The sequence below is a fragment of the Paraburkholderia humisilvae genome, assembly GCF_902859855.1.
GTDB lineage: Bacteria > Pseudomonadota > Gammaproteobacteria > Burkholderiales > Burkholderiaceae > Paraburkholderia > Paraburkholderia humisilvae.
Genome location: NZ_CADIKH010000032.1, coordinates 25,909 through 47,216, shown reverse-complemented (window position 1 = coordinate 47,216; position 21,308 = coordinate 25,909). Strand labels below are relative to the sequence as shown.

Genomic DNA, 21,308 nt, shown 5'->3' with positions numbered 1-21,308 from the left:
CTACAGTTCGCGTCCAGTATTGGTTTGGCCATGTCCCTTTTCGTCGTCGAAACGACGATCAGGTTAACAGCGTCCTTCGCAAGCAAACAGCCCCAAATGTCATTTTGTTAAAGCTTCTTAGTCGGTCGCTCCAACGACCTTGACCACTTTCCAGTTGTTCCGGTTGACGAGCACATAGTCGCCGTTGACGCCGAGCCATTGCTGGCCACGCGGGGGAGCGGTCAGCTTATGGTCCTTCCAGTTATCCAACATAAAATTGTGATCCCGGTATTCCCGCGGCACCTGCTGACCTTTGTGCCAGTCGCGATGCGGGATGGTTGGCATGACCTGCTGGCGGCCCATGCCCTGGCTTTGTTCGTCGTTGCCTTGCGCGAGCGCCGCGGACGTGACACCGACGAGGAGCGCTGCGATGACGGAAAGAATACGTTGGCTTTTCATAATCCAATCTCCCGAGGTAAGACGACGATTGATGTCGCTCATCAGCTGTGGTTCCTTCGGCGCTGGAACGGCCTGCAAGCCATGTTGGCCGACCAGGCAAACAGGCTTCCCATAGATAGGGAATCACTCAAGATAAAGAAATTTAAGCGTGTGCATTGTCAATCAATAGTATTAAATAGAATCCCAACTTCAAGAAGTTTTCGATCCACCGATCTGCGAAAGCGTCTAGTCATTCGCGGTGGATCGTTGTAAACGTTACCGGCTTGGTCACCGGAGGCGTTAAAGGAAAACGCATTGAGCGCGCTTCCAGTCGGGACCGCACGCCCCGAAGGAACGCCATCAAAGTTTGAGTGGATATCGCAATGCGCCGATCAGTCTCACGCGTGACGCGCCACCTCAGTGGAGCTTCAAGTGTCAAACTGCGAACTCAGACACTATCGTCCCTGCTTGCTCGTCGTCGCGATGTCGTTGTTGCTGACAGGCGTCGGATGCCACGACCGGCAAGCGCCGGGCACCGCCGCGCCGCCACCGCCGAGCGTGCTGGTCGAAACGGTTGCGGTGCAATCGATTCCAAGGGTGGTCGAACTGCCCGGGCGAATTGAAGCGATTCGGTCGGCGGAGGTCCGCGCACGCGTGGACGGCATCGTCGAGCGGCGCCTCTATGAAGAGGGCACCGACGTACGTGCCGGCGCGCCGCTCTTTCAGATCGATTCCCGTGACTACGAAGCTGCGCTGCAGCAAGCGCAGGCGGCGCTCGATCGCGCGCAGGCGGTGCAGGGCAATGCAGCTTCCGAAGTCGCGCGATTCAAGCCGCTGGTGGCCCGCCAGGTGGTCAGCGCGCAGGAATACGAGGCGGCAGTGGCGGCCCTGCAGCAGGCCCAGGCAAACGTCGCAGACGCGCGCGCCGCCGTCACGTTGGCCCGTTTGAGGCTTGACCGCTGCACGGTCCGCGCGCCCATCGCGGGGCGCGTGGGGCGCGCGCTCGTCACCGAGGGCGCGCTGGTCAGCGCAGGCGGCGCGACCTTGCTGACGCAGATCAATCAGTTGACGCCGGTGAACGCCGTCTTTACGCAATCGAACCTGTCATTGCTGGAACTGCGCAGGCAGATCAAGTCGGGTGCCATCGCGGCGAGCGCCGCGGACCGCGCGCAGGTATGGCTTACGCTTGCGAACGGGGACGAATACAAAGAACCGGGCGTGCTCGACTTCACCGATCTTGTCGTCGAACCCTCCACCGGTACGCAGATCCTGCGCGCGCGCTTTGACAATGCGTCGCGCGTGCTGCTGCCGGGGCAGTTCGTGCGCGGCCGGATCGTGATCGGCACGATACCGAACGGCCTCGTCGTGCCCGCGCGCGCTGTGCAGTTCGACAACAATGCGACCAGCCTCTCGATCGTCGCCGACGATGGCACCGTGGTCCGCCGCAATGTCGTACTGGGCCCGCAGCAAGCGGGGCAATGGGTCGTCAAGGACGGCCTGGAACCCGGTGAGCGCGTCATCGTCGATGGCTGGCAGAAAGTCCAGCCGGGGCAGCGTGTGGACGCCCATCCCGTTCCCGCCGGTCACTCCTGAGCGGCACGCTCATGAAGCAATTCTTCGTCTACAGGCCGGTATTCGCGTGGGTGGTCGCGCTCTTCATCACGCTGTTTGGCGCGATCGCGCTGATGCTGCTGCCGATCGAGCAGTACCCCGAGGTCGCGCCGCCGTCGCTGACGATATCGGCGGTCTACAGCGGCGCGGACGCGCAGACGCTGGACCGCACGGTCACGTCGGTCATCGAGGACGAGATGAACGGCGTCGAGAATTTTCTCTACATGTCGTCAACGAGCCGCTCGAACGGCACCGCGCAGATCACCGTCACGCTCAAGCCCGGCACCGACCTCGATGTCGCGCTCTCGCAGGTTCAGGATCGGGTGGGCCGCGTCGAGCCGCGGCTGCCGCTCGAGGTCCGGCAGGTGGGCGTGCGGGTCACGAAAGCCTCGTCGGGGTTTCTGATGCTCATCGCGTTGCAATCGGTCGACGGTTCGATCGCGGACGTCGAACTCGGCAACTTTGCCGCGAACAACATCATCAACGAACTGCGCCGCATTCCCGGCGTGGGTGACGCGCAGCTGTTCGGATCGTCGTACGCGATGCGCATCTGGATCGATCCGGAAAAGCTTGGCAGTTTCGGCCTCTCGGCTAACGAAGTGATGGCGGCCATCCAGGAACAGAACAGCCAGACTGCGGGCGGGGGACTGGGCGAACAGCCGATTGCGCCGGGTGCCGAGCTCAACGCGCAGATCGTCACACGGGGCCGCTTTTCAACGCCCGAGCAGTTCCGCGAGATCATCGTGCGCTCGAACCCGGACGGTTCCACGGTGCGCCTGGGCGACGTCGCGCGGGTCGAGCTGGGCAACGACAGCTATGGCTTCCGCTTTCGTGTGAACGGCAAGGACTCCGCAGGGATTGCCATTCAGCTCGCTAGCGGGGCCAATGCGCTGGCCGTTGCAAACGCCGTGCGCGAGCGTCTCGCGCAATTGCAGCCGACCTTTCCGAAGGGCGTGGTATGGGTCGTGCCGTTCGATACGACGCCGTTTATCACGACCTCGCTGCATGGCGTGCTGCGTACCATGGTCGAAGCGCTGCTGCTGGTCACGGTCGTCGTGTTCCTGTTTCTTCAGAAGTGGCAGGCGACGCTGATTCCCACGCTGGTTGTGCCGATTGCCCTGGTCGGCACCTGTGTCGGCATCTATTTGTTCGGACTCTCAATCAATCTGCTGTCGTTGTTCGGCATGGTGGTCGCGATCGGCATACTGAACGACGATGCGATCGTGGTGGTGGAAAGTGTCGAGAGCGTGATCCAGAACGAGGGCCTCAGCGCCCGTCGCGCGACCGTGAAGGCGATCGGGCAGATCGCGGGGGCGATTATCGCGAGCACGCTGGTACTCGTTGCCGTGTTCGTTCCGATGGCCTTCTTTCCTGGTTCGACGGGCGCGATCTATCGGCAGTTCTCGGTCACGCTGACCATCTCGATCTTTCTCTCCACGGTGCTCGCGCTGACGCTGGGCGTGGCGATGTCGGCGACGTTACTGGGCATCAAGGCGAAGAAGGATAGTGGCGCGGGAAAGCGCACCGTCGCGCGTTGGCCGGCCCGCACGCTGCAGCGCATTTTCGACGCGTTCAACCGGGGGATGGAGTTCGCAACGGAGCGCTATGTGCGGGCCGTGCAGGTCATGCTGCGCACGCCGGTACGATGGCTGGTCCTATTTCTGGTCGTCTGCATCGCGACCGGACTGTTCTTCAACCGTTTGCCGCGCGGTTTCATTCCGAACGAAGACCAGGGATATTTCTTCGTCGCGTATACCGCGGCGCCCGGCGCGACGTCGCAACGCACGCAACAGGTCGTCGATCAGGCCGAGGCCTTTCTCCGGCAGCAGCCCCAGGTGCGCAATATCGCATCGATCACGGGGTTCAGCTTTTTCGGTCAGGGGCAGTCGGCCGCGATGTCGTTCGTCGATCTGAAGCCGTGGGCGCAGCGGCCGGGCGCTTCGAATTCCGCGGAGGCATTGGTCGCGCGCGCGAACGCGGCACTGCGGAATATCCCCCAGGCGCTCGTGTTCGCGCTCAATCCGCCGGCGATTCCGTCGCTCGGCAATGCGAGCGGCTTCACGATGAAGATACTGGACCGCAGCGGCGTGGGCGGCGCGGCGTTGCAGCAGGCGAGCGGACGCATCCTTGCGGAAGCGTCGCGCAGTCCGTTGCTGGTGGGCGTGCGTCCTGAGGGCTTGCCGGCTGCGCCGCAGCTGTATGTCGATATCGATCGCGTGAAGGCGCGCGCGCTGGGGCTGCAGATCGGACAGGTGAACAGCGCGCTCGCGCTAGCGTTCGGCTCGAACTACGTGAACGATTTCATCTACGAGGGGAACGTGCTGCGCGTGCTGATGCAGGCCGATGCCGATCAGCGCATGCGCCCCGAGGACATCGGTGTGATCCGGCTGCGCAACAACGTCGGCGAGATGGTGCCGTTTTCGGCGTTCTCGACCGTGCACTGGACTTCCGGCCCGCAGCAGGTCGAGCGCTACAACGGATTTCCGGCGGCTACGATCTCCGGGCAGGCAGCGCCAGGCCGCTCGAGCGGCGCGGCGCTCGCGGAAATGGAACGCATCGCGGGCAACGTCCTTTCCGGCAGCCTGACTTATGAATGGACGGGCACGGCCTTCGAGGAGCAGCAGGCAGCCGGGCAGATCGGGGCGTTGCTGGTGCTTTCCTTCGTGGTGGTTTTTCTGCTGCTTGCCGCGCTTTACGAGAGTTGGGCGATACCCGTTGCGGTTTTGCTGATCATTCCGCTGGGCGTGCTGGGCGCGGTTCTGCTGACGATGGCCCGCGGCTTCTCCGCCGATGTCTACTTCAATATCGGCCTCGTGACGATTATCGGCCTCGCCGCGAAGAACGCCATCCTGATCGTCGAATTCGCGATCAAGGAAGAGGCCGCGGGTAGCGATACGGTGAGCGCGGCCGTGAACGGCGCTCGCCAGCGCCTGCGGCCGATCCTGATGACGAGCGTGACCTTCGTGCTCGGCATGCTGCCGCTTGTACTCGCAACAGGCGCGGGCGCGGCGGGGCGGCAGGCGGTGGGCACCGGGATCATGGGCAGCATGCTCACCGCCACGCTGTTTGGCATTTTCTTCACACCGCTGTTCTATGTCGTTGCGCGTAGATGGCTGAGCCGCAAGCGGGCGCATGACGAGGACGAAGACGAAGCGCCGCTCGCAGGAGAGCGCGATGCGTAAGGTTAGGGTGGCGATTGCGCTCATCACGTGCCTTGCATTGGCGTCGTGCAATTTCGCGCCGCGCTACCAGCAGCCCGATCTACCGATAGCGGGCAGCTACGAGAGTGCGGATATTGTCACGGCGGGCGGCGACCGGCTCGCGTCCGAAGTCACATGGGAAATGTTCTTTCGCGATCCGACGCTCAGGCAACTGATTGCGACGGCGCTGGAGCGCAATCGCGATCTGGCCGCTTCCGTCGCGCGTATCGATCAGGCTCAGGCACTCTATCGCGTGCAGCGCTCCGCACAGTTTCCGCAAGTGGTCGCCGGCGCGGATGCGACGCGCACCAAGACGCCGCTTAACGTGATCGAACCCGAGGATCCGAACACCAACACGTCGGTTCACTTCAACCAGTACAACGTGCAGGTGGCCGTTACGTCGTTCGAGCTGGACTTCTGGGGGCGTGTCGCCAATATGGCGGAGTCCGCGCGCCGGAACTATCTGGCGACCGTCGAGGCGACTCAAGCGTTTCGTCTTTCGCTGATCAGCAATGTCGCGGCGACCTACTACGCGATCCTTTCGGGCAATGAGGGCATCGCCCTTGCCGAACATACGCTTGCGACGCGCCAATACGCGCTGGAGGTCGCGACACTGCGCCTCGAGGCCGGCGCGACGTCGCTCGTCGATTACGAGCACGCGAAAATCCTGGTCACTCAGGCGCAGACGCAACTGGCCGAGCTGCAAAGAACGACCGGACAGCAGCGCGATCAGTTGGTGGTCCTGATTGGCGGACCGCTGCCCGTCGACATTTCTGAGCGGCATGAGATGCAGGACGCCGATCAGTTCGGCAATCTCGATGCGGGCCTGCCTTCTTCGCTCCTCACGTTGCGTCCGGATGTTCGGGCGGCCGAGCAGTCGTTGCGGGCGGCCGACGCGGATATCGGCGCGGCGCGTGCCGACTATTTTCCGCGTATTTCGCTCACGGGCAATTTTGGCTATGTGTCTCCCGAGCTGAACGACCTGTTCGTGCCAGGCAAGCAGGCATGGCTGATATCCGGATTCGTCACGCTTCCGATATTCGACGCGGGCCGCCGCAGCGCGCAACTCGGCTTGTCGCAAGCACGTCGTAGCGAACTCGTCGCGAACTATCAGAAGACGGTTCAGGTAGCCTTCCGCGAGGTATCCGACGCCCTTATCGCGCGCCAGCGGCTGCAGGAGCAGATCGCCGCTCAGGAACGCGCGGTGGCCTCCGAAGAGCGCCTGGCGGAGGCGGCCGAACTTCGATACCAGAACGGCATTTCCATCTATCTCGAAGTGGTCGATGCGAAGCGCAACCTGTTTGCCGCGCAACAGCAATTGATCCAGTTGCGCGCGGCCGCGCTGCAAAATGGCGCCTCGCTTTATGTCGCGCTAGGGGGAGGGCAGGGTGGTTGAGCCGCTCGGTCCGCCCGGGTAGCGCTGAACCGGAGGCCGACGCGCATTCACGCGCCAATAATCTTTCCTATGCTTGAAGTAACGGCGGTGATATCGGTACGGAATTCGTCGCGCAGGATGGGGGCTTGCATCATTCGTTGACAGGTTGGTGAACCGGGCGGTCCGGATCGCAAGGCCGAGCGCCGACAACGCAGAGGGAGCATCGTCATGAAGAAGCACGAGTCACCCCAGCCGGTCACGATGTTCGAAGCGCTGATTCCAGTCGCTGCCCTTGTGCTGCTGGTTGGTCTGTCCTACTACCTGTTTGGCGACGGCGGCTCGAACGGGCCGAACCAGGTGGCGCTTGTCGTGGCGACGATGATCGCTGTATTCATCGGTTGGCGGCGCGGGCATTCGCTTAAGTCGCTGGGGGAGGCCGCGAGCGCAAGTGTCAGCTCCGGCATTGGTGCGATTTTCATCCTGTTCGCGGTCGGCGCGCTGATCGGCACGTGGGCGATGTGCGGCACGATCGTGGCGATGGTCTATTACGGCCTGAGGTTGCTGAGCCCTGACTATTTCTACGTTACCGCGGCCGCGATCTGCGCGTTGATCTCATTCAGCATCGGCACGTCATGGACTGTCGCGGGCACGGTCGGCATCGGGTTGATGGGCATTTCCCAGAGCATGGATCTGAACCCTGCCATCACAGCCGGAGCCGTGATTTCCGGCGCTTATTTCGGCGACAAGTCCTCGCCGCTCTCGGACTCCGCGAATCTTGCCGCTGCGGCGGCGGGCGTCGATCTCTATCATCATGTGCGCGAGACGCTGCTGACCTCGCTGGTCGCGATCGTCATCGCGCTGGCCGTGTTCTATCTGTTCGGCCGGCCCGGCGATTTCGATGCGAGCGACGAACTGGCGGCGATGCAGAACGCATTCCATATATCGCCGGTGCTATTCGCGCCGCTTGTTCTGGTCGTCGCGCTGACGCTGTTCCGGATGCCGCCGTTCACCACGATCTTTCTTGGCGCGTTGGCGGGTGGCCTGGTCGCCGTGTTCGTCGAACCGGCGCGCGTCATCACGTTTGCCGCGGCGCGCGAGGGCGTGCCCACCGGAATTGCGTTGCTCAAAGGCGTATGGCTCGCGTTGGTGAGCGGGTACAAGGCTGCCACAGGGAATCCCGCGCTTGACACGCTGCTGACTCGCGGTGGCATGGACAGCATGTTGAATACGATCTGGCTGATCATCACGGCACTGGCATTCGGGGGCGTGGTCGAGAAATGCGGCGTGATAGAGCGCATCATCGCCCCGGTCGTCCAATGGGCAAAGAGCGGCGGCGCGCTGGTGGGGTCACTGGTGGTGGCGACCATCGCAACGAACATCGTCACGGCGGACCAGTTCATCGCGGTCGTGCTGCCGGCGCGGATGTTCAAGAACGCATTCGCGGCACGCGGCTACGCGCCCGTCGTGCTATCGCGCTCGGTGGGTGACTCAGCCACGACGACCGGCGCACTGATTCCGTGGAACAGTTGCGGCGCCTACATGGCGGCGACGCTTGGCGTGTCCACGCTCAGCTATGCACCCTTTGCGGTGTTTTGCATCGCGAGTCCGCTGCTGACGGTGGCGATTGCGTACGCCGGTATCCGCATGCCTCGCGTTTCGCAAGCGCCTTCAGTGGCCTCAACGGGCGACGAGCCGTGAACGCCGGACTACTGAGTTGCCGGAACACACCGCGGAATGCCTGCTGTCGCAATGGATAGTTCGACGACGTCGTCTCCTGGAACTATGATAGGAACTCGATATGTTCAGCGGACAGAAAAGGCCGCAGCCAAAGAACAGTCGATTTCCTCACGCAACCCACGCAAAGCGTACGCGATGCTTTGCATTGGTTTCACGCTAGAAAGCGAAGTTTTCAACCCGTTTCGCAGGTCGCGATTGCCGGGCTTTCGGTAGAGGAGGCGTGCATCTTTTATGAACACCGCATCGCTTCATGCTTTCCTGCTCGATATGCGTGCGCATTGGCGCGCCGCGCTGGCGCGCGCGCTGTGTTTTCTGGCGCTCTGGATCATTCTGATGTCGAGCGTGAAGCCGGCCGATCTGATTTTCGGCCTGGTCGCGACCCTCGTCGCGACGCAGATGAGCCTGCTTCTGCTGCCTCCCGCCGCAAGACAACTGCGCATCGGCGCTTTACTGCTATTTGCACCGCATTTCCTCGCGCAATCGCTGCTGGCCGGAATCGACGTGGCGCGCCGTGCATTGCACCCGCGCTTGCCGTTGCAACCGGGCATCGTGGTCTATCGTGTCGGTTTTCCGCCGGGCATGGCGCGCAATGATTTCGCGATCGTCACCAGCCTCCTGCCGGGTTCGCTTCCGATTGACGACACCGAAGACGGGCTCGTTTACCACTGCCTCGACGTTTCGCAGCCGATTGCCGAACAGTTGGCAGACGAAGAGCGGCGTCTTGCCGGCGTATTCACCCGTGGGGAACGAGATGACTGACGTGCTCATTACCGTCTCCGGACTGGTGCTGTTCATGGTTGCGGTCGGCTTGTTGAGCGTGCTGCGCGGTCCCACGCGGGCCGACCGCATGATGGCGGCTCAACTGTTCGGTACGGGGGGGATTGCGGCGTTGCTGCTGGTCGGCACGGCAAGCGGCGTGGAGGCGGTAGTCGATGTCGCGTTGACGCTCGCGGTGCTCGCGGCGTTCGCGTCGGTCGCCTTTGTCAAAGCCGACCGGCAGACAGAAGGCGAGGCCGGCAAAGAGGATCGGACATGAAAATCGCAGCCGACGTCTTCACCATCATCGCGATGCTGGCCGGCATTTTCTTTTTTGTGGCCGGTACGGTCGGGCTATTGCGATTTCCGGATACGTACACGCGGCTGCACGCGCTGACCAAGGCCGATAACCTCGGTCTGGGCATGGTCGTGCTGGGGTTGCTGCCACAGGCCGGTCATGTCATGGTGGCCCTCAAGCTGGTTGTGGTCTGGCTACTGGTGCTGCTGACCTCGTCCGATGTGTCGCAACTCATTGCGCGCGCGGCACGCCGGCAGGAGCAACGCCCGTGATCTTCGCTATCTCGGTCGGCATAGCGATCCTGTTATTGGCGCTTGCGCTCTGGACCGTTGTGGTACGCGACACGTTCGCCGCGGTAGCCGGGTTTATTCCTTATGGGTTGTTGCTGACGCTGGCGTGGCTCGTGCTTGCCGCAGTCGACGTCGCGTTGACCGAAGCGGCCATTGGCGCGGGCTTGACCGGCGCACTGCTGATCCGTGCAGCTTCCCGCTTGCATGCGACCGAAGCCGCGGCCCAGGCCGAACAGCCTGGCCTCGCGCTACGCGCCGCGGCAGCCACGGCTGCAACGGCTGTCGCCGTCGTCATCGCCGCGTGCCTGCTGCGCTTGCCGGACCCCGCCCCCACGCTGGCGCCCGACGTGGCGCGGCACATCCAGTCGACCGGCGTCGGCAACCCGATTACCGCCGTGCTGCTGTCGTTCCGTGCGATCGACACGCTGCTGGAAGCGATCGCGTTGCTGTTCGGCGTGGTCGGTGTCTGGTCACTGGCGCCCGACCACTGCTGGGGCGGCAGGCCGGGACTGGCGCAGGTGGTGAGTCCCAACGACATCCTGGTGTATCTGGCGCGCGTGTTGCCGCCGATAGGCGTGGTGATCGGCCTCTACATTTTCTGGGCCGGCGCCGATCATCCGGGCGGCAAGTTCCAGGGCGCCACAGTGATTGCTGCGATGTGGCTGCTCGTGATGATGTCCGGTCTGCGCGATGCGCCTGCGGTGAGCCGGCGCTGGTTGCGTGTCGTGTTGATCCTCGGCCCGGCAATCTTTATCGCGCTAGGGGTGCTCGGCGCCGTCGTGGCGGGTGCGTTTCTGGCGTACCCCGATGGTTGGGCAAAGCTGTGGATCATCATCATCGAACTTGCGCTGCTGCCTTCGCTTGCGGTAACCCTGGTACTCCTGCTGGTCGGGCCGCCGCAGCGGCCGGAGGTGAGCACATGAACGTATCGCAGCTGTTCGGCCTGACTGCCGCCGCGCTCGTGGGCCTCGGCCTGTACGGCCTGATCGTCAACCCGCAGCCCTTGCGCAAGGTTCTGGCGTTCAACCTGACAGGCAACGGCGTGTTTCTGGCTTGTGCGGTGATCGCGCATCGAGGCGCGGCTGCCGGCATGACCGGCGATCCGGTGCCGCAGGCGCTGTTGATCACGGCGATTGTCGTGTCGTTCGCCGCGTCCGCACTGGCGGTCGGGCTCATGCTGCGCAGATTTGCGGAAACCGGCACGAATTCCCTTGTGGCCGAGGGTGACGCTCTGCCCGGGCAAGGGCCAGCCAATGTGGAGTTGAAGTGAGAACGCTGGCGCTCGCTGGGCAGGCGACTCCGGGTGGCCTGCTGCTGGTGCTCGCCGTGTTGTTGCCTTTTGCCGGCATGCTGGCTGGCCTCGCGCTCGGCGGTCGTCGTGCGCAACGCGTGGCGTGGGTGACGATTGTCTGCGGTATCGGCATCGTGCTGGCGATTGCGCGCGGGCTGCTGAGCTCGGGCGACGCATTGCGCTATGCGCTCGGCGGCTGGCCGCCGCCGCTGGGTGTCATGCTTCGCGCAGATGGGCTGTCGGTCTGCATGATGCTGGTGGTTGCGTTGGTGACCGGCGCGGTGGCGGTCTACGCCAACGGCGATTTCGGCACGCCAGCCGGCACGCGCGAGGCGCGTGCGCCGCTGGCTTTCTGGCTGCTGCTGCTGGCAGTCTGGGGCGCGCTCAATCTGGTGTTTGTGAGCGGAGACATTTTTACGCTGTACGTCGCGCTCGAATTGCTGACCTTTGCCGGTGTTCCGCTGGTGTCGCTCGATGGCCGGGCCGAAACGCTGCAGGCCGCGTTGCGCTATCTGCTGTTCGCGCTGATCGGTTCGATGCTCTATCTGCTGGGTGTTTTTCTGCTTTATGGGGCCTATGGCACGCTGGATATCGCGCTGCTCGCCGAGCGGATCAGCGCACAGCCGCTTGCCTGGACTGCCGTGGCGTTGATGACGGCCGGCATGCTGGCCAAAACCGCGCTGTTCCCGCTGCATCTGTGGTTGCCGCCTGCGCATGCCGGCGCGCCCGCGGCTGCGAGCGCGCTGCTTTCGGCACTCGTTATCAAGGGATCATGGTTCGTGGTGGTGCGGTTGTGGGTCGATGTCTTCGCTGGCGTCGTGAGCGGCTCGTTCGCACAACTGCTCGCCGGCCTGGGTGCGCTGGCGATCATCTTTGGCAATGTGGCGGCGCTGCGCCAGGCGCGCCTGAAGCTGCTGATCGCATACTCGACAGTGGCCCAGATCGGCTATCTGTTTCTGCTGTTTCCGCTGGTCGCGCACGATAGCGCGCGAGCTGTCACGGGCGGCTTGCTGCAGGCGATGTCGCATGCGAGCGCGAAGTCGGCGATGTTCCTCGCGGCGGGGCTGATCTACGCCACGCTGGGCCATGACCGTCTGGCCGATCTGCGTGGCGCGGCGCAAACCTTGCCGATGACGGTGACCGCTTTCGCGCTCGCCGGCGCCACGTTGATCGGCTTGCCGCCGTCCGGAGGGTTTCTCGCCAAGTGGTTGCTGCTGTCGGCGGCGCTCGCGACCGGGCAATGGTGGTGGGCGCTGGTGATGTTGGTCGGCGGCTTGCTCACGAGCATCTATGTATTCATGGTGGTCATGCGCGCGATGCAGCCCGCCGCGCCCGACTGGTCGCCGAAACGGCGGGTGCCCCGCTATCAGCAGATCGCGGTGCTAGGCCTCGCCATGTGTTCCTTCCTGCTTGGCCTGGCCGTGCTGCTGCCGGTCGACGTGACGCAGATTGGCCGCACCGCGATGTCGTCGACGGGGGCGCCATGACGATGCGCGAAGCGCTGATGGCCGCCGCCGTCGGTTTGCCGTTGCTGATGCTGCTGCTTTGCGCGTCCGCGCCTCTGCGCAGGCGGTTGCCTGCGTGGTTCGCGATCGCTCCGCTGCCGGCGTTGGCGGCGGCGGTCTGCGCCAGCCCGAGCGAAATGCTGAGGTTCGGCAACAGCCGTTTCGCGTTGCGTTTCGCACTCGATACGTCGGGCGCGTTGTTGCTCGGCACGGCCGCATTGTTGTGGCTGTTCGCCGGAATCTTTGCCACCCGTGTTCTGCGCGATCGTGAGCGCATCGACGGGTTCGTCGTCTGCTGGTTCATGGCGATGACCGGCTGCGTGGGCGTGTTTCTGGCGGCCGATCTGATCGGGTTCTATCTGATGCTGGCGGTGTTGAGCGTCGGCGCCAGCGGGTTGGTGCTCCAGGGCGATGGGCCCGATGCGCGCTATGCTGGGGCGCTCTATCTTGGCATTGCGTTGCTGGCGGAGGCGTTTCTGCTTGGTGGGCTGATCCTGCTGGCACAGGCTACGCCCGGAGGCAGCCTGCTGATTCGCGACGCCGCGGCGGCGTTGCCGGACTCGCCGTGGCGCGATACGACGTTGCTCTTGCTGCTGATCGGTCTCGCCATCAAGGCCGGCCTGGTGCCGCTGCATTTCTGGATGCCCTATGCCTATGGGGCCGCGCCGACGCCGGCGGCCGCGGTGCTGAGCGGCGCGGTGGTCAAGGCCAGCGTGATCGCGTTGGTCCGCTTTCTGCCGTTCGGCAACGCATGGCCGCACTTCGGCATACCGCTGGCGACGCTGGGTATGTTCGGCGCGTTCTACGGCGTGGCGATTGGCATCACACAGTCTCAGCCGAAGATCGTTCTTGCGTATTCAAGCGTCAGCCAGATGGGGTTTCTGGTGGCGGTGATCGGCATGGGGCTCGCCGCTGGCGATCCCGCTACCGTGGTGGCGGCGGCTTACTATGCCGCGCACCATCTGCTGGTAAAAGGCACGCTGTTTCTGGCCGTGGGCGTGGTCGCGCTGACGGGGGCAGGAAAGTTGCGGTGGGTACAGGTGCCCACGGCTGTTATCGCGCTTGGACTGGGCGGATTGCCGCTCACCGGCGGCGCACTGGCCAAATACGCGGCCAAGGACTTGCTCGGCGGTGATCTCGCCGGTTCGCTGGCGGTGGCGTCTTCAGTGGCGACCACATTGCTGATGCTTCATTTCCTGCGCTGTCTGGGCGCAATCGCAGTCGCGCATTCCGATGCTCGCGCGCCCGCGCCGCTGACCGGTGCGTGGCTGGCGATGGTGCTGGCCTCGCTGATCGTGCCGTGGGTGCTGTATCTGAATATCCCTATCGGCACGCTACCTGAGGCGCTGATGCCCGCAGCGCTGTGGTCGGCATTCTGGCCTGTGCTGGCTGGTGCGGTGCTGGCGATCGGCTGGACGCGATGGAGCAGGGCGATGCCGTCCGTGCCAGCAGGAGATGTGGGTCACCTCCTGCACGGACTGCAACGCGGAGGCGTGACGGTAGCGCGGATCGCTGTGTGCGGGGATGCGTTCGTGCGTCGATGGTCCGTGTCCTGTCTGACTCTGCTGCTGGCAGCGCTGTTGTTTGGCGCTCTGCTGGCGGTGGTGGGCTGACGTTATCCTGCGCCTTCGAACGCTCCGGTGCGCACCGCGCCGCTGCGCAGGTAGCGGGTAATCAGCACGCCGCCAGGCGTGCTCGCCGAGTGGGCCAATGTGAAGGCGGATGCTAGAGCGTCGTCGCCGAACAGGCGCTTGCCGTGCCCAAGCATCACGGGGTAAATCAGCAGCCGAAGCTCGTCCACCAGGCCGGCTGCGAGCAGTTGGCGCACCATGTCGCCGCTGCCAAAACTCAATAGATTGGCGCCGTCCTGACGTGCGAGCGTACGTATCGCGTCGGCAAGGTCGCCTTTCAGCGCATGACTGTTCTGCCAGTCGAGGGCATCGGATCGATGCGTGGCCACGTGCTTGGGGACGCTGTTGAACAGGTCAGCGATCGCGCGGCTATTTGAATCGGCCGGTACGTGCGGCCAATACGCCGCGAAAATGTCGTAGGTGCAACGCCCCAGCAGTAACTCGAACGGCTGGGACAGCAGGTCCTGCAAGTTTTGGCGGATGGCTGGATCGGCATAGGGAACGATCCAGCCCCCGAGGTGGAATGTGCCGCCGGTATCTTCCTTGGGGCCGCCAGGGGATTGCGTGACGCCATCCAGACTGATGAAAGTGGAAACAATGAGCTTGCGCATCGTGTTCTCCAGGTCGACGGACCGATCGGTCCGTGAATACGACGAACGACTTGCGTCTGGATCGACAATCCGCGCCAGCGGCGCGCACGCGCCTGTCCGGCAGCTTGCTAGGCGAGTAATGCCAAGGCTTCGGCGAGAGAGAGCACCATGGTGCGCGAATCGAACGCCGTTGAAAAGAGATGGTCGTGCACGATCTGATCCGGGTCGTAGCAGCAATCCTTGACCGTAAGCAGGCGAAAGTCCGCGTCGCTTGCATATGCAACCGACGACAGCACGACACCGGTCGATGCGATGCCCACCATGATCAGTGTATCGATACCCTGCGCGCGGAGCCGCGCCTTCAGATCGGTGCCGAAGAACACACTCGCGCGATGCGCGATGATGAGCGGTTCGTCGGCCTGCTTGCCGAGTTCCGGCGAGATCGCGTCATCGACGAAAAGACCCAGTTGCTTGATCCCCTGGCCATTCCTGTTCAACGGGCTGACTTCCGGATAGCCAGGGCTGAACTGAATCTTGGCGAAATAAACGCTGACACCTTTGTTCCGGGCAGCGTCACACAGCTTGCGCGTATTGGCGAGCAAAGTGGGCGCAACCGCTGGAAATAGCGCGATGATGTCAGTCTGATAATGCATGACCACCAGGGCGGTGTGCGCCGGCACGATTGCTGGGACCTGCGTGTTGCCCGATTGCCGGGTTGCCGGGCCGGCTGGTGCGGATTCAATGCGTGGCGACATAAGGGGTGTGGGATTGAGTTCTTGCCCGCTAGAGGAGGTCATCAATTTGCGCGTGACCCGATCCTTTGCCTGATCCAGACGCGTCACTGCCGGAAATGGAAAATAGCGCATCGCTTCAGTATCCGACCAGATTGCGAAAAGCGCTTGCATGTCGTCATCGCGAAGCGGCCGGATGACAAATCGCGGGGTGGTAAGGACAAAGGGCTCAAATAACTTCACGATTGCTCTCATCCGGTTGGTTAGTCATTCTGCATGAACCATCCATTCGCTGGCCGATTTTATTGAACTCTGTTATAAGCTCTTCGCTCGCAGGCAGTTCTTCCGCTGCCAGGGTAACAGATAAGCAACGGAACGCGTTCGGCATTCACAATCAGATAAGCGCAACCATGTCCCACTCAGTGAATTGGCTTCGCCTCGGTGATGAAGCAACGCGCTCATGTTGTATAGGGTGCCATCGATGAGCCGGAACGTGCGGTCTCTAACGCAATCTGATGCGCGCCCTGACGTGTCAAAGATCGTTGCCGTTGTACCAGAGGATTTCAGGCTTTGGGCTGAACATATCGATCGCCTGTTCGCCGAGTCCGGTCGCGACGGACAACCGCTATTCTCGCCATTCGAGCAAGCGCCCAACGTTTCTTCGCCCGAACGACGTACCCGGTTTGAGCGTAGCCTTGCTTTGCCAGTCCGGCATCCCGGGTGGATGCGTGCCTGGTCTGTACGTGACCAGGACCAGCGGATTATCGGCCACCTCGACTTGTTCGGGTCGAACATTCCCTCAGAAAACCATAGGATGACGCTCGGCATTGGATGCGAGCTGTCATTTCGGCGCCGGGGAATGGGAACCGTGCTGATGCGTCATGCGATAGATTTCGCGTTGGAAAATGCGATTGAATGGATCGATCTGTTTGTATTCAGCGATAACGCGGCGGCCGTCGCCTTGTACAGGCGGTTTGGCTTTGTCGACACCGGCCGTAGGTCCGATCGATTTCGGCTAATGGGGCGTACCGTAGACGACGTGATGATGACCTTGCATGTACCGCTTTCTGCTGAACCTGTTAGAAATTAAACGTGAGTGCCAGGTGACTTACGCCACGGATGTCACCCTCCGGACGAGGATGGCATAGCGTCATTGGACGACTTACGCAGCGCTCATTTGTCGCCGTCGTCCCGGCAAAGCGGTCGGCCTGGGATCAGACTTGATGGTAGCGGCCGAAGCGGAAGCCGCGAGGCGCCGCACGCAACCATCAGCGCCACTTATTGCTCAAGTCCTTAACGCGCTCGTCCGACGAACAAGGCTAACGGCACCGTTCGGCCGACGGAGGTTGCCCGGCGTGTCGACCTGAATCAGCCAGCCGGCGTGTAGTAATGGTTATACAAGCATCAGTTTGTGTGTCAATATTGGCACCATGAAACTGCGTAACGTCCCGAGCAAGACTCACCCCCATCACGGTCACCATCTGATGCGCCGTGGTCCGTTACGTCCATAGCAGGAAATCCGGGATCGCATTTTTCCGTTTCCATGCACAAGCGACCAAGGCGCCTCAGGCGCCTTTTTTTATTTTCAAACCAAAGGAGAATTCTGATGACCATGGTTCGAGGAACACGTTTCATCGTTGGCGAGGAAGCTACGCAAATTCGCGCTCTGGAAACTCGATACCGGAGCTATCTTCATTAACGTCGGAGCAGAGGAGGCCATCGTCCCTGCGTTGTGGTCACAGGACACGTTCATCCAGAAGGCTGGTGGCAGCGAAATCATCGGCCAAATGTGGGCTTTCCCCGACAAGAAAGGACGGGCTTGCTGCCTGATCCCGGAGGCGACAGCGCTCTTTCAGGAACGATGTCGTGAGTTGCTTGGTCGCCGATCCGAGCGGAGGCTATTTTATATCGCTCGATGCTATCGCTATGAACGACCGCAGGCCGGCCGTTACCGTGAATTCTCTCAATTTGGATTCGAATATCTGTGCGCCGATCCAGAGTTGGCGGTCAAGCGCAGTCAGGCGATAGTGACGGGCTTTTTTGATTCACTGGGACTTCGCTATGAAATTGACGGCTCAGCCCGCAGAGGCCTCAGCTACTATCTGAACGGGCGAGGCTTCGAGATGCGCTGCACCGAACTCGGAGCGCAACAGCAAGTGGTAGGCGGTGGTGCATATCGAGAAGGCGCCGGCTTTGGCATCGGCGCTGAGCGGCTACTGTTGGCGATGACCGCGCAAGGTCTCATATAGTGATATCCGACGCTAGAAAAGCACGCGCATCGACTGGCATGCAGACTATATCGTAGTCCTTTATAAACGATAGAGCGGCAACAGCGACCGGCGATATCGCGTGCTGTTGCGAGGACTTTTCGCGCAACTCATTCTGACCGGAGATTTCAGTCACTGCACAAGCACATGGCCGAGCCGGCGGACTTGGCTGTTATGCGACGCAATGACAGAACACGGCCAATGCAGTGATCTTCACAAACCTCAATCAGGTAATTTAAGGATGAGTGACGTAAAACTTACGTTTTTTTTCATTACACATGTCATTGCGTTGACATTGGGCACTGACTAAATGGTGCCGGCTGGCAGAACAAAGCAGCATAACCCCCACCCGGCCGATTTACTCCGCCAGCGCATCTTGTTAAATCAAGGTCAAAAACCTAACAAAAAGATTAAGGCCGAACTCAAATTTGGTATTCCGCTTTTAATAGTCTGGAGGCTCACAATGAATCGCAGCATCATTCACGCCGGCCTTGCCGCCAGCGTGATTACGAGTAGTCTGGGTCTGGCAATGGCAGATCAGCAAAGCAACATGGAGCTTTTGCCGACTGGCCAATTCATCTCCCCTATGGCCATCCCTGGTGCCGTCGCACAGCTGCTGAACCCGCAACTGTCGGCCAAGCCGACACAGGTAGTGAGTGGCGCCATCAAGTCGCAGTTGAGCCCGGACGGCAACACGCTGGCCGTGATCACCGCTGGCTACAACACGGTCTACACCGGCTCCGATAACGCCACGCTGGATAATGCCGATTCGACCCAGTACATCTTCATCTACGATGTGTCGGGTGCGAACAAGGCCTACCCGAAGCTTGTGCAGGCTATTCATCAAAACAACGCGTTCGATGGTCTCGTCTGGAACGGTAACCGGGCGCTGTACGGCACGGGCGGCGCTGACGACAAGGTCTATGTGTACAACCGCGCTTCAGCTGCTCCATCGGCCCAATGGACGCAGACCGCGTCCATTGCGCTGAACCATACCAAGGGTATCGGTTCGGGCGTGAAGCCGAATGCTGGCGGCCTGGCGCTCTCCGCCGACGGCCGGATGCTCGTCGTTGCCAACAACTACAACGATTCGATTTCCATCATCGATACGAGCTCGAACACGCTCATGTCGGAATACGATCTGCGTCCGTTCAACACGTCGGGCCAGCAAGGTGTCGCGGGTGGCGAGTACCCGTGGGCCGTTTCGCTGAAGGCCGACGGCACGGCGTTCATCTCGTCGGTACGTGATCGGGAAGTCGTGGCGTTGAACCTGTCGAACCCCGCCGCGCCGCGGTTCATCACACGCATCCCGGTGCAGGGCAATGCCTACGGCATGTCCTTTTCGCCCGACGAGTCGAAGCTCTACGTAGCGGTCTCGAATGCTGACCAGATCGCCGTCATCGATACGGCCCGCCACAGGGTTGAGAAGACGATCGACCTGCCGATTGATTCCGGGCATGGCAACGGGAACGGGAACGGCCATGGTAATGGCAACGGGAACGGCAACGGCAACGGCAACGGCCGAGGCAACGATGCAAAGTACAGCGGACGTGACACCGTCAACGTGACCGTTTCCAGGGACGGCAGGACCCTGTACGCCGTCAACAACGGCGACAATTCGATTGCTGTGATTTCGCACGATGGCAACAACGGTTACCACGTCGAAGGTTTCATGCCGACGGCCTATGCGCCAAAGGACGTTACGCTGAGCGCCGATGGTTCGCGGATGTACATCATCAACGGCAAGTCGGTCACCGGCCCGAACCCGCTCTACAAGTCGGGCACGCAGGCCCAGTACCAGTTGGGTCTTGAGCAGAGCGCGCTCGTGAGCGCGCCGGTTCCGCGGGACGATGAACTTGACCGGCTGACCAGCCAGGTGGACGAAAATAACCATTACTCGGTGAAGGAGTCGGAAAACGATCTCAAGACGATGCAGTTCATGCGCGATCACATCAGGCATGTGATCTACGTCGTGAAGGAGAATCGCACCTTCGACCAGGTCCTCGGCGACCTCGGCAATGGCGCGAACGGCGATCCGACGTTGACGATGTACGGCAAGGCCACGACGCCGAACTTCCACGATATCTCGGAGCACTTCGTCACGATCGACAACTTCATGGATCCGGGCGACGGCTCGATGGATGGCTGGTCATGGATACAGCACGCGCACGTCACGCCGACCGAGGAAGTTTCGCAGCAGGAAAACTACGCTCGCGTCAGCCGCGGCATGGCGTATGAATCGGAAGGTGACAACCGCGGCCTGCCTGTGGGCCTGCCCACGACCGCCATGCGCGACGCTGCCACGAACGGCGCCGTCACGAACGCCACGTCATCGCTGCCGGGCGGCACGGCCAACGCGCTACCGGGCATCGCTGATATCTCGGTGCCCGATGCGCCGTTCGGCTATCAGAGAGCCAATATCTATGATGCGGTGCTGGCTGCCGGCGGTACGGTGCGCAACTATGGCGGAATGGTCAACAATGTGGGCTCGATCGGCACGATCGCCAACCCGCTGCTCAACCCGTCCGCAGCCGGCATCGTCCAGGCTCATCCGCTCAAGCCGACGCTCGTCAATCGCACGGACGAGTACTACCGTGGTTTCGATCAGGCGTATCCGGACACGTTCCGCGAACTCGAGTGGAACCGCGAGTTCCAGCAGTACGTCGCAAACGGCGGACTACCGTCATTTGAGCTCGTTCGCATGGGCTCGGACCACACGGGCAGCTTTACGCAGAACGTCGGCCAGATGGGTTCCGCTGAGCAGGAAGAAGCGGATAACGACTTCGCGGTTGGCAAGCTGGTCGAGACCGTCGCGAACAGCCCGTACGCACGGGACACGTTGATCGTGGTGGTCGAGGACGACTCGCAAGACGGTTCCGACCACGTCGATTCGCACCGCTCGACCGCGTACGTCGTCGGCGCGTACGTGAAAAAGCACGCGGTCGTCAGCACCAACTATACGCAGGTCAACGCGATCCGTACGATGGAAGACGTGCTTGGCACCCAGCACATTGACCTGAACACGGCGTATGCCAGGCCGATGGCCGACCTCTTCGACACGAAGGGGAACGGGGCGTGGACGTACACCGCCGTCGCGTCGACGATCCTGAAGGGCACGAACGTTGGCAATGTGGCCACGGGCTCGGCGAAGAACGGCAACGACGGTAATCAATTTGCTCAGGGTCCGGACATTCATCCGCTACATGACGCGACGTACTGGGCGAACGCAACGAAGGACTTCGACTTCTCGAGAGAGGATCGTGTTCCGCCAGAGCTGTTTAATCACGTCCTATGGAAGGGCGTGATGGGTAACAGGCCCTATCCGGAACCGCACTCGATCTACACGAAGGTTGGTATTGACGGGTCGAAGGTGGTCGCCACGGCGGATGATGATGGCGACGGCGATTAAGCCGCTGTAGCGTTGGTTCGGTCGCGCCCATCAGGTAAAACCGCATTGCCCTGACGCGCGCGCAAGATCCGAAGTAGCCGGTCGCGGCGGGTGGCTGCTCATACACGCAGCCACCCATGTAAATGCCATGACTAGATATGTAGATCATTCATTTATTTCGTACTACATATAATAATTTGATGAACGAATATGGAATTAAC

At 61.9% G+C, this 21,308-nt stretch carries 17 protein-coding genes and 1 pseudogene; 14 read left to right on the top strand and 4 right to left on the bottom strand.

What is annotated here, in order from left to right:
- Positions 1-117: 117 nt before the first annotated feature.
- Entirely contained in the window at positions 118-480 is a 363-nt protein-coding gene (locus HV796_RS27300) for an RcnB family protein (RefSeq protein ID WP_246356065.1), read from the bottom strand.
- A 369-nt stretch (positions 481-849) separates the two neighbouring features.
- On the opposite strand from HV796_RS27300, the gene HV796_RS27295 reads away from it, so the two are divergent.
- From HV796_RS27295 to HV796_RS27245, 11 genes are all read left to right on the top strand, one after another.
- Positions 850-2,010, top strand: a complete 1,161-nt coding sequence (locus tag HV796_RS27295; protein WP_246356064.1) for an efflux RND transporter periplasmic adaptor subunit — start codon at positions 850-852, stop codon at positions 2,008-2,010.
- 11 nt (positions 2,011-2,021) lie between these two features.
- Positions 2,022-5,210 (top strand): multidrug efflux RND transporter permease subunit, encoded by a 3,189-nt coding sequence (locus HV796_RS27290; RefSeq protein WP_175229614.1) that lies wholly within the window; start codon positions 2,022-2,024, stop codon positions 5,208-5,210.
- Positions 5,203-6,624 carry an efflux transporter outer membrane subunit gene (locus tag HV796_RS27285; RefSeq protein WP_175229613.1) on the top strand — a complete coding sequence of 474 codons (1,422 nt, stop codon included), beginning with the start codon at positions 5,203-5,205 and terminating at the stop codon, positions 6,622-6,624. Before HV796_RS27290 ends, HV796_RS27285 begins: the two co-directional genes overlap by 8 nt.
- 207 nt (positions 6,625-6,831) lie before the next feature.
- Positions 6,832-8,301 carry a Na+/H+ antiporter NhaC gene (nhaC, locus tag HV796_RS27280; RefSeq protein ID WP_175229612.1) on the top strand — a complete coding sequence of 490 codons (1,470 nt, stop codon included), beginning with the start codon at positions 6,832-6,834 and terminating at the stop codon, positions 8,299-8,301.
- A 270-nt stretch (positions 8,302-8,571) separates the two neighbouring features.
- The gene (locus HV796_RS27275) at positions 8,572-9,099 is read left to right on the top strand and encodes a Na+/H+ antiporter subunit E (RefSeq protein WP_175229611.1); all 528 of its coding nucleotides are present in this window, start codon (positions 8,572-8,574) and stop codon (positions 9,097-9,099) included.
- The gene (locus HV796_RS27270; protein WP_175229610.1) at positions 9,092-9,376 is read left to right on the top strand and encodes an MrpF/PhaF family protein; all 285 of its coding nucleotides are present in this window, start codon (positions 9,092-9,094) and stop codon (positions 9,374-9,376) included. The genes HV796_RS27275 and HV796_RS27270 overlap by 8 nt, the downstream gene beginning before the upstream one ends.
- Complete coding sequence (gene mnhG, locus HV796_RS27265) at positions 9,373-9,666, top strand: monovalent cation/H(+) antiporter subunit G (RefSeq protein WP_175229609.1); 294 nt, start codon at positions 9,373-9,375, stop codon at positions 9,664-9,666. The genes HV796_RS27270 and mnhG overlap by 4 nt, the downstream gene beginning before the upstream one ends.
- A complete protein-coding gene (locus tag HV796_RS27260; RefSeq protein WP_175229608.1) occupies positions 9,663-10,607 on the top strand; it encodes a hydrogenase subunit MbhD domain-containing protein in 945 nt (314 codons plus the stop codon). The genes mnhG and HV796_RS27260 overlap by 4 nt, the downstream gene beginning before the upstream one ends.
- Complete coding sequence (locus HV796_RS27255) at positions 10,604-10,954, top strand: NADH-quinone oxidoreductase subunit K (protein ID WP_175229607.1); 351 nt, start codon at positions 10,604-10,606, stop codon at positions 10,952-10,954. Before HV796_RS27260 ends, HV796_RS27255 begins: the two co-directional genes overlap by 4 nt.
- The gene (locus HV796_RS27250; RefSeq protein ID WP_217478013.1) at positions 10,951-12,462 is read left to right on the top strand and encodes a complex I subunit 5 family protein; all 1,512 of its coding nucleotides are present in this window, start codon (positions 10,951-10,953) and stop codon (positions 12,460-12,462) included. The genes HV796_RS27255 and HV796_RS27250 overlap by 4 nt, the downstream gene beginning before the upstream one ends.
- On the top strand, positions 12,459-14,093 hold the full coding sequence (locus HV796_RS27245; protein ID WP_175229606.1) for a proton-conducting transporter transmembrane domain-containing protein: 1,635 nt from the start codon (positions 12,459-12,461) through the stop codon (positions 14,091-14,093). The genes HV796_RS27250 and HV796_RS27245 overlap by 4 nt, the downstream gene beginning before the upstream one ends.
- Positions 14,094-14,095: 2 nt before the next feature.
- On the opposite strand, the gene HV796_RS27240 is transcribed toward HV796_RS27245, so the two are convergent.
- From HV796_RS27240 to HV796_RS45675, 3 genes and pseudogenes are all read right to left on the bottom strand, one after another.
- Positions 14,096-14,722, bottom strand: coding sequence for a dihydrofolate reductase family protein (locus tag HV796_RS27240; protein WP_175229605.1), 627 nt, complete (start codon positions 14,720-14,722; stop codon positions 14,096-14,098).
- Between the two features lie 107 nt (positions 14,723-14,829).
- Complete coding sequence (locus HV796_RS27235; protein ID WP_175229641.1) at positions 14,830-15,456, bottom strand: cysteine hydrolase family protein; 627 nt, start codon at positions 15,454-15,456, stop codon at positions 14,830-14,832.
- A 54-nt stretch (positions 15,457-15,510) separates the two neighbouring features.
- Positions 15,511-15,687: pseudogene (locus HV796_RS45675) on the bottom strand (GNAT family N-acetyltransferase); the annotation flags it as partial.
- A 274-nt stretch (positions 15,688-15,961) separates the two neighbouring features.
- Between HV796_RS45675 and HV796_RS27230 the strand changes: the two are divergent.
- From HV796_RS27230 to HV796_RS27220, 3 genes are all read left to right on the top strand, one after another.
- Positions 15,962-16,522 (top strand): GNAT family N-acetyltransferase, encoded by a 561-nt coding sequence (locus tag HV796_RS27230; RefSeq protein ID WP_175229604.1) that lies wholly within the window; start codon positions 15,962-15,964, stop codon positions 16,520-16,522.
- A 547-nt stretch (positions 16,523-17,069) separates the two neighbouring features.
- A complete protein-coding gene (locus tag HV796_RS27225; protein ID WP_175229603.1) occupies positions 17,070-17,681 on the top strand; it encodes an ATP phosphoribosyltransferase regulatory subunit in 612 nt (203 codons plus the stop codon).
- Positions 17,682-18,162: 481 nt separating this feature from the next.
- Positions 18,163-21,108 carry a bifunctional YncE family protein/alkaline phosphatase family protein gene (locus HV796_RS27220; RefSeq protein ID WP_175229602.1) on the top strand — a complete coding sequence of 982 codons (2,946 nt, stop codon included), beginning with the start codon at positions 18,163-18,165 and terminating at the stop codon, positions 21,106-21,108.
- Positions 21,109-21,308: the final 200 nt, after the last annotated feature.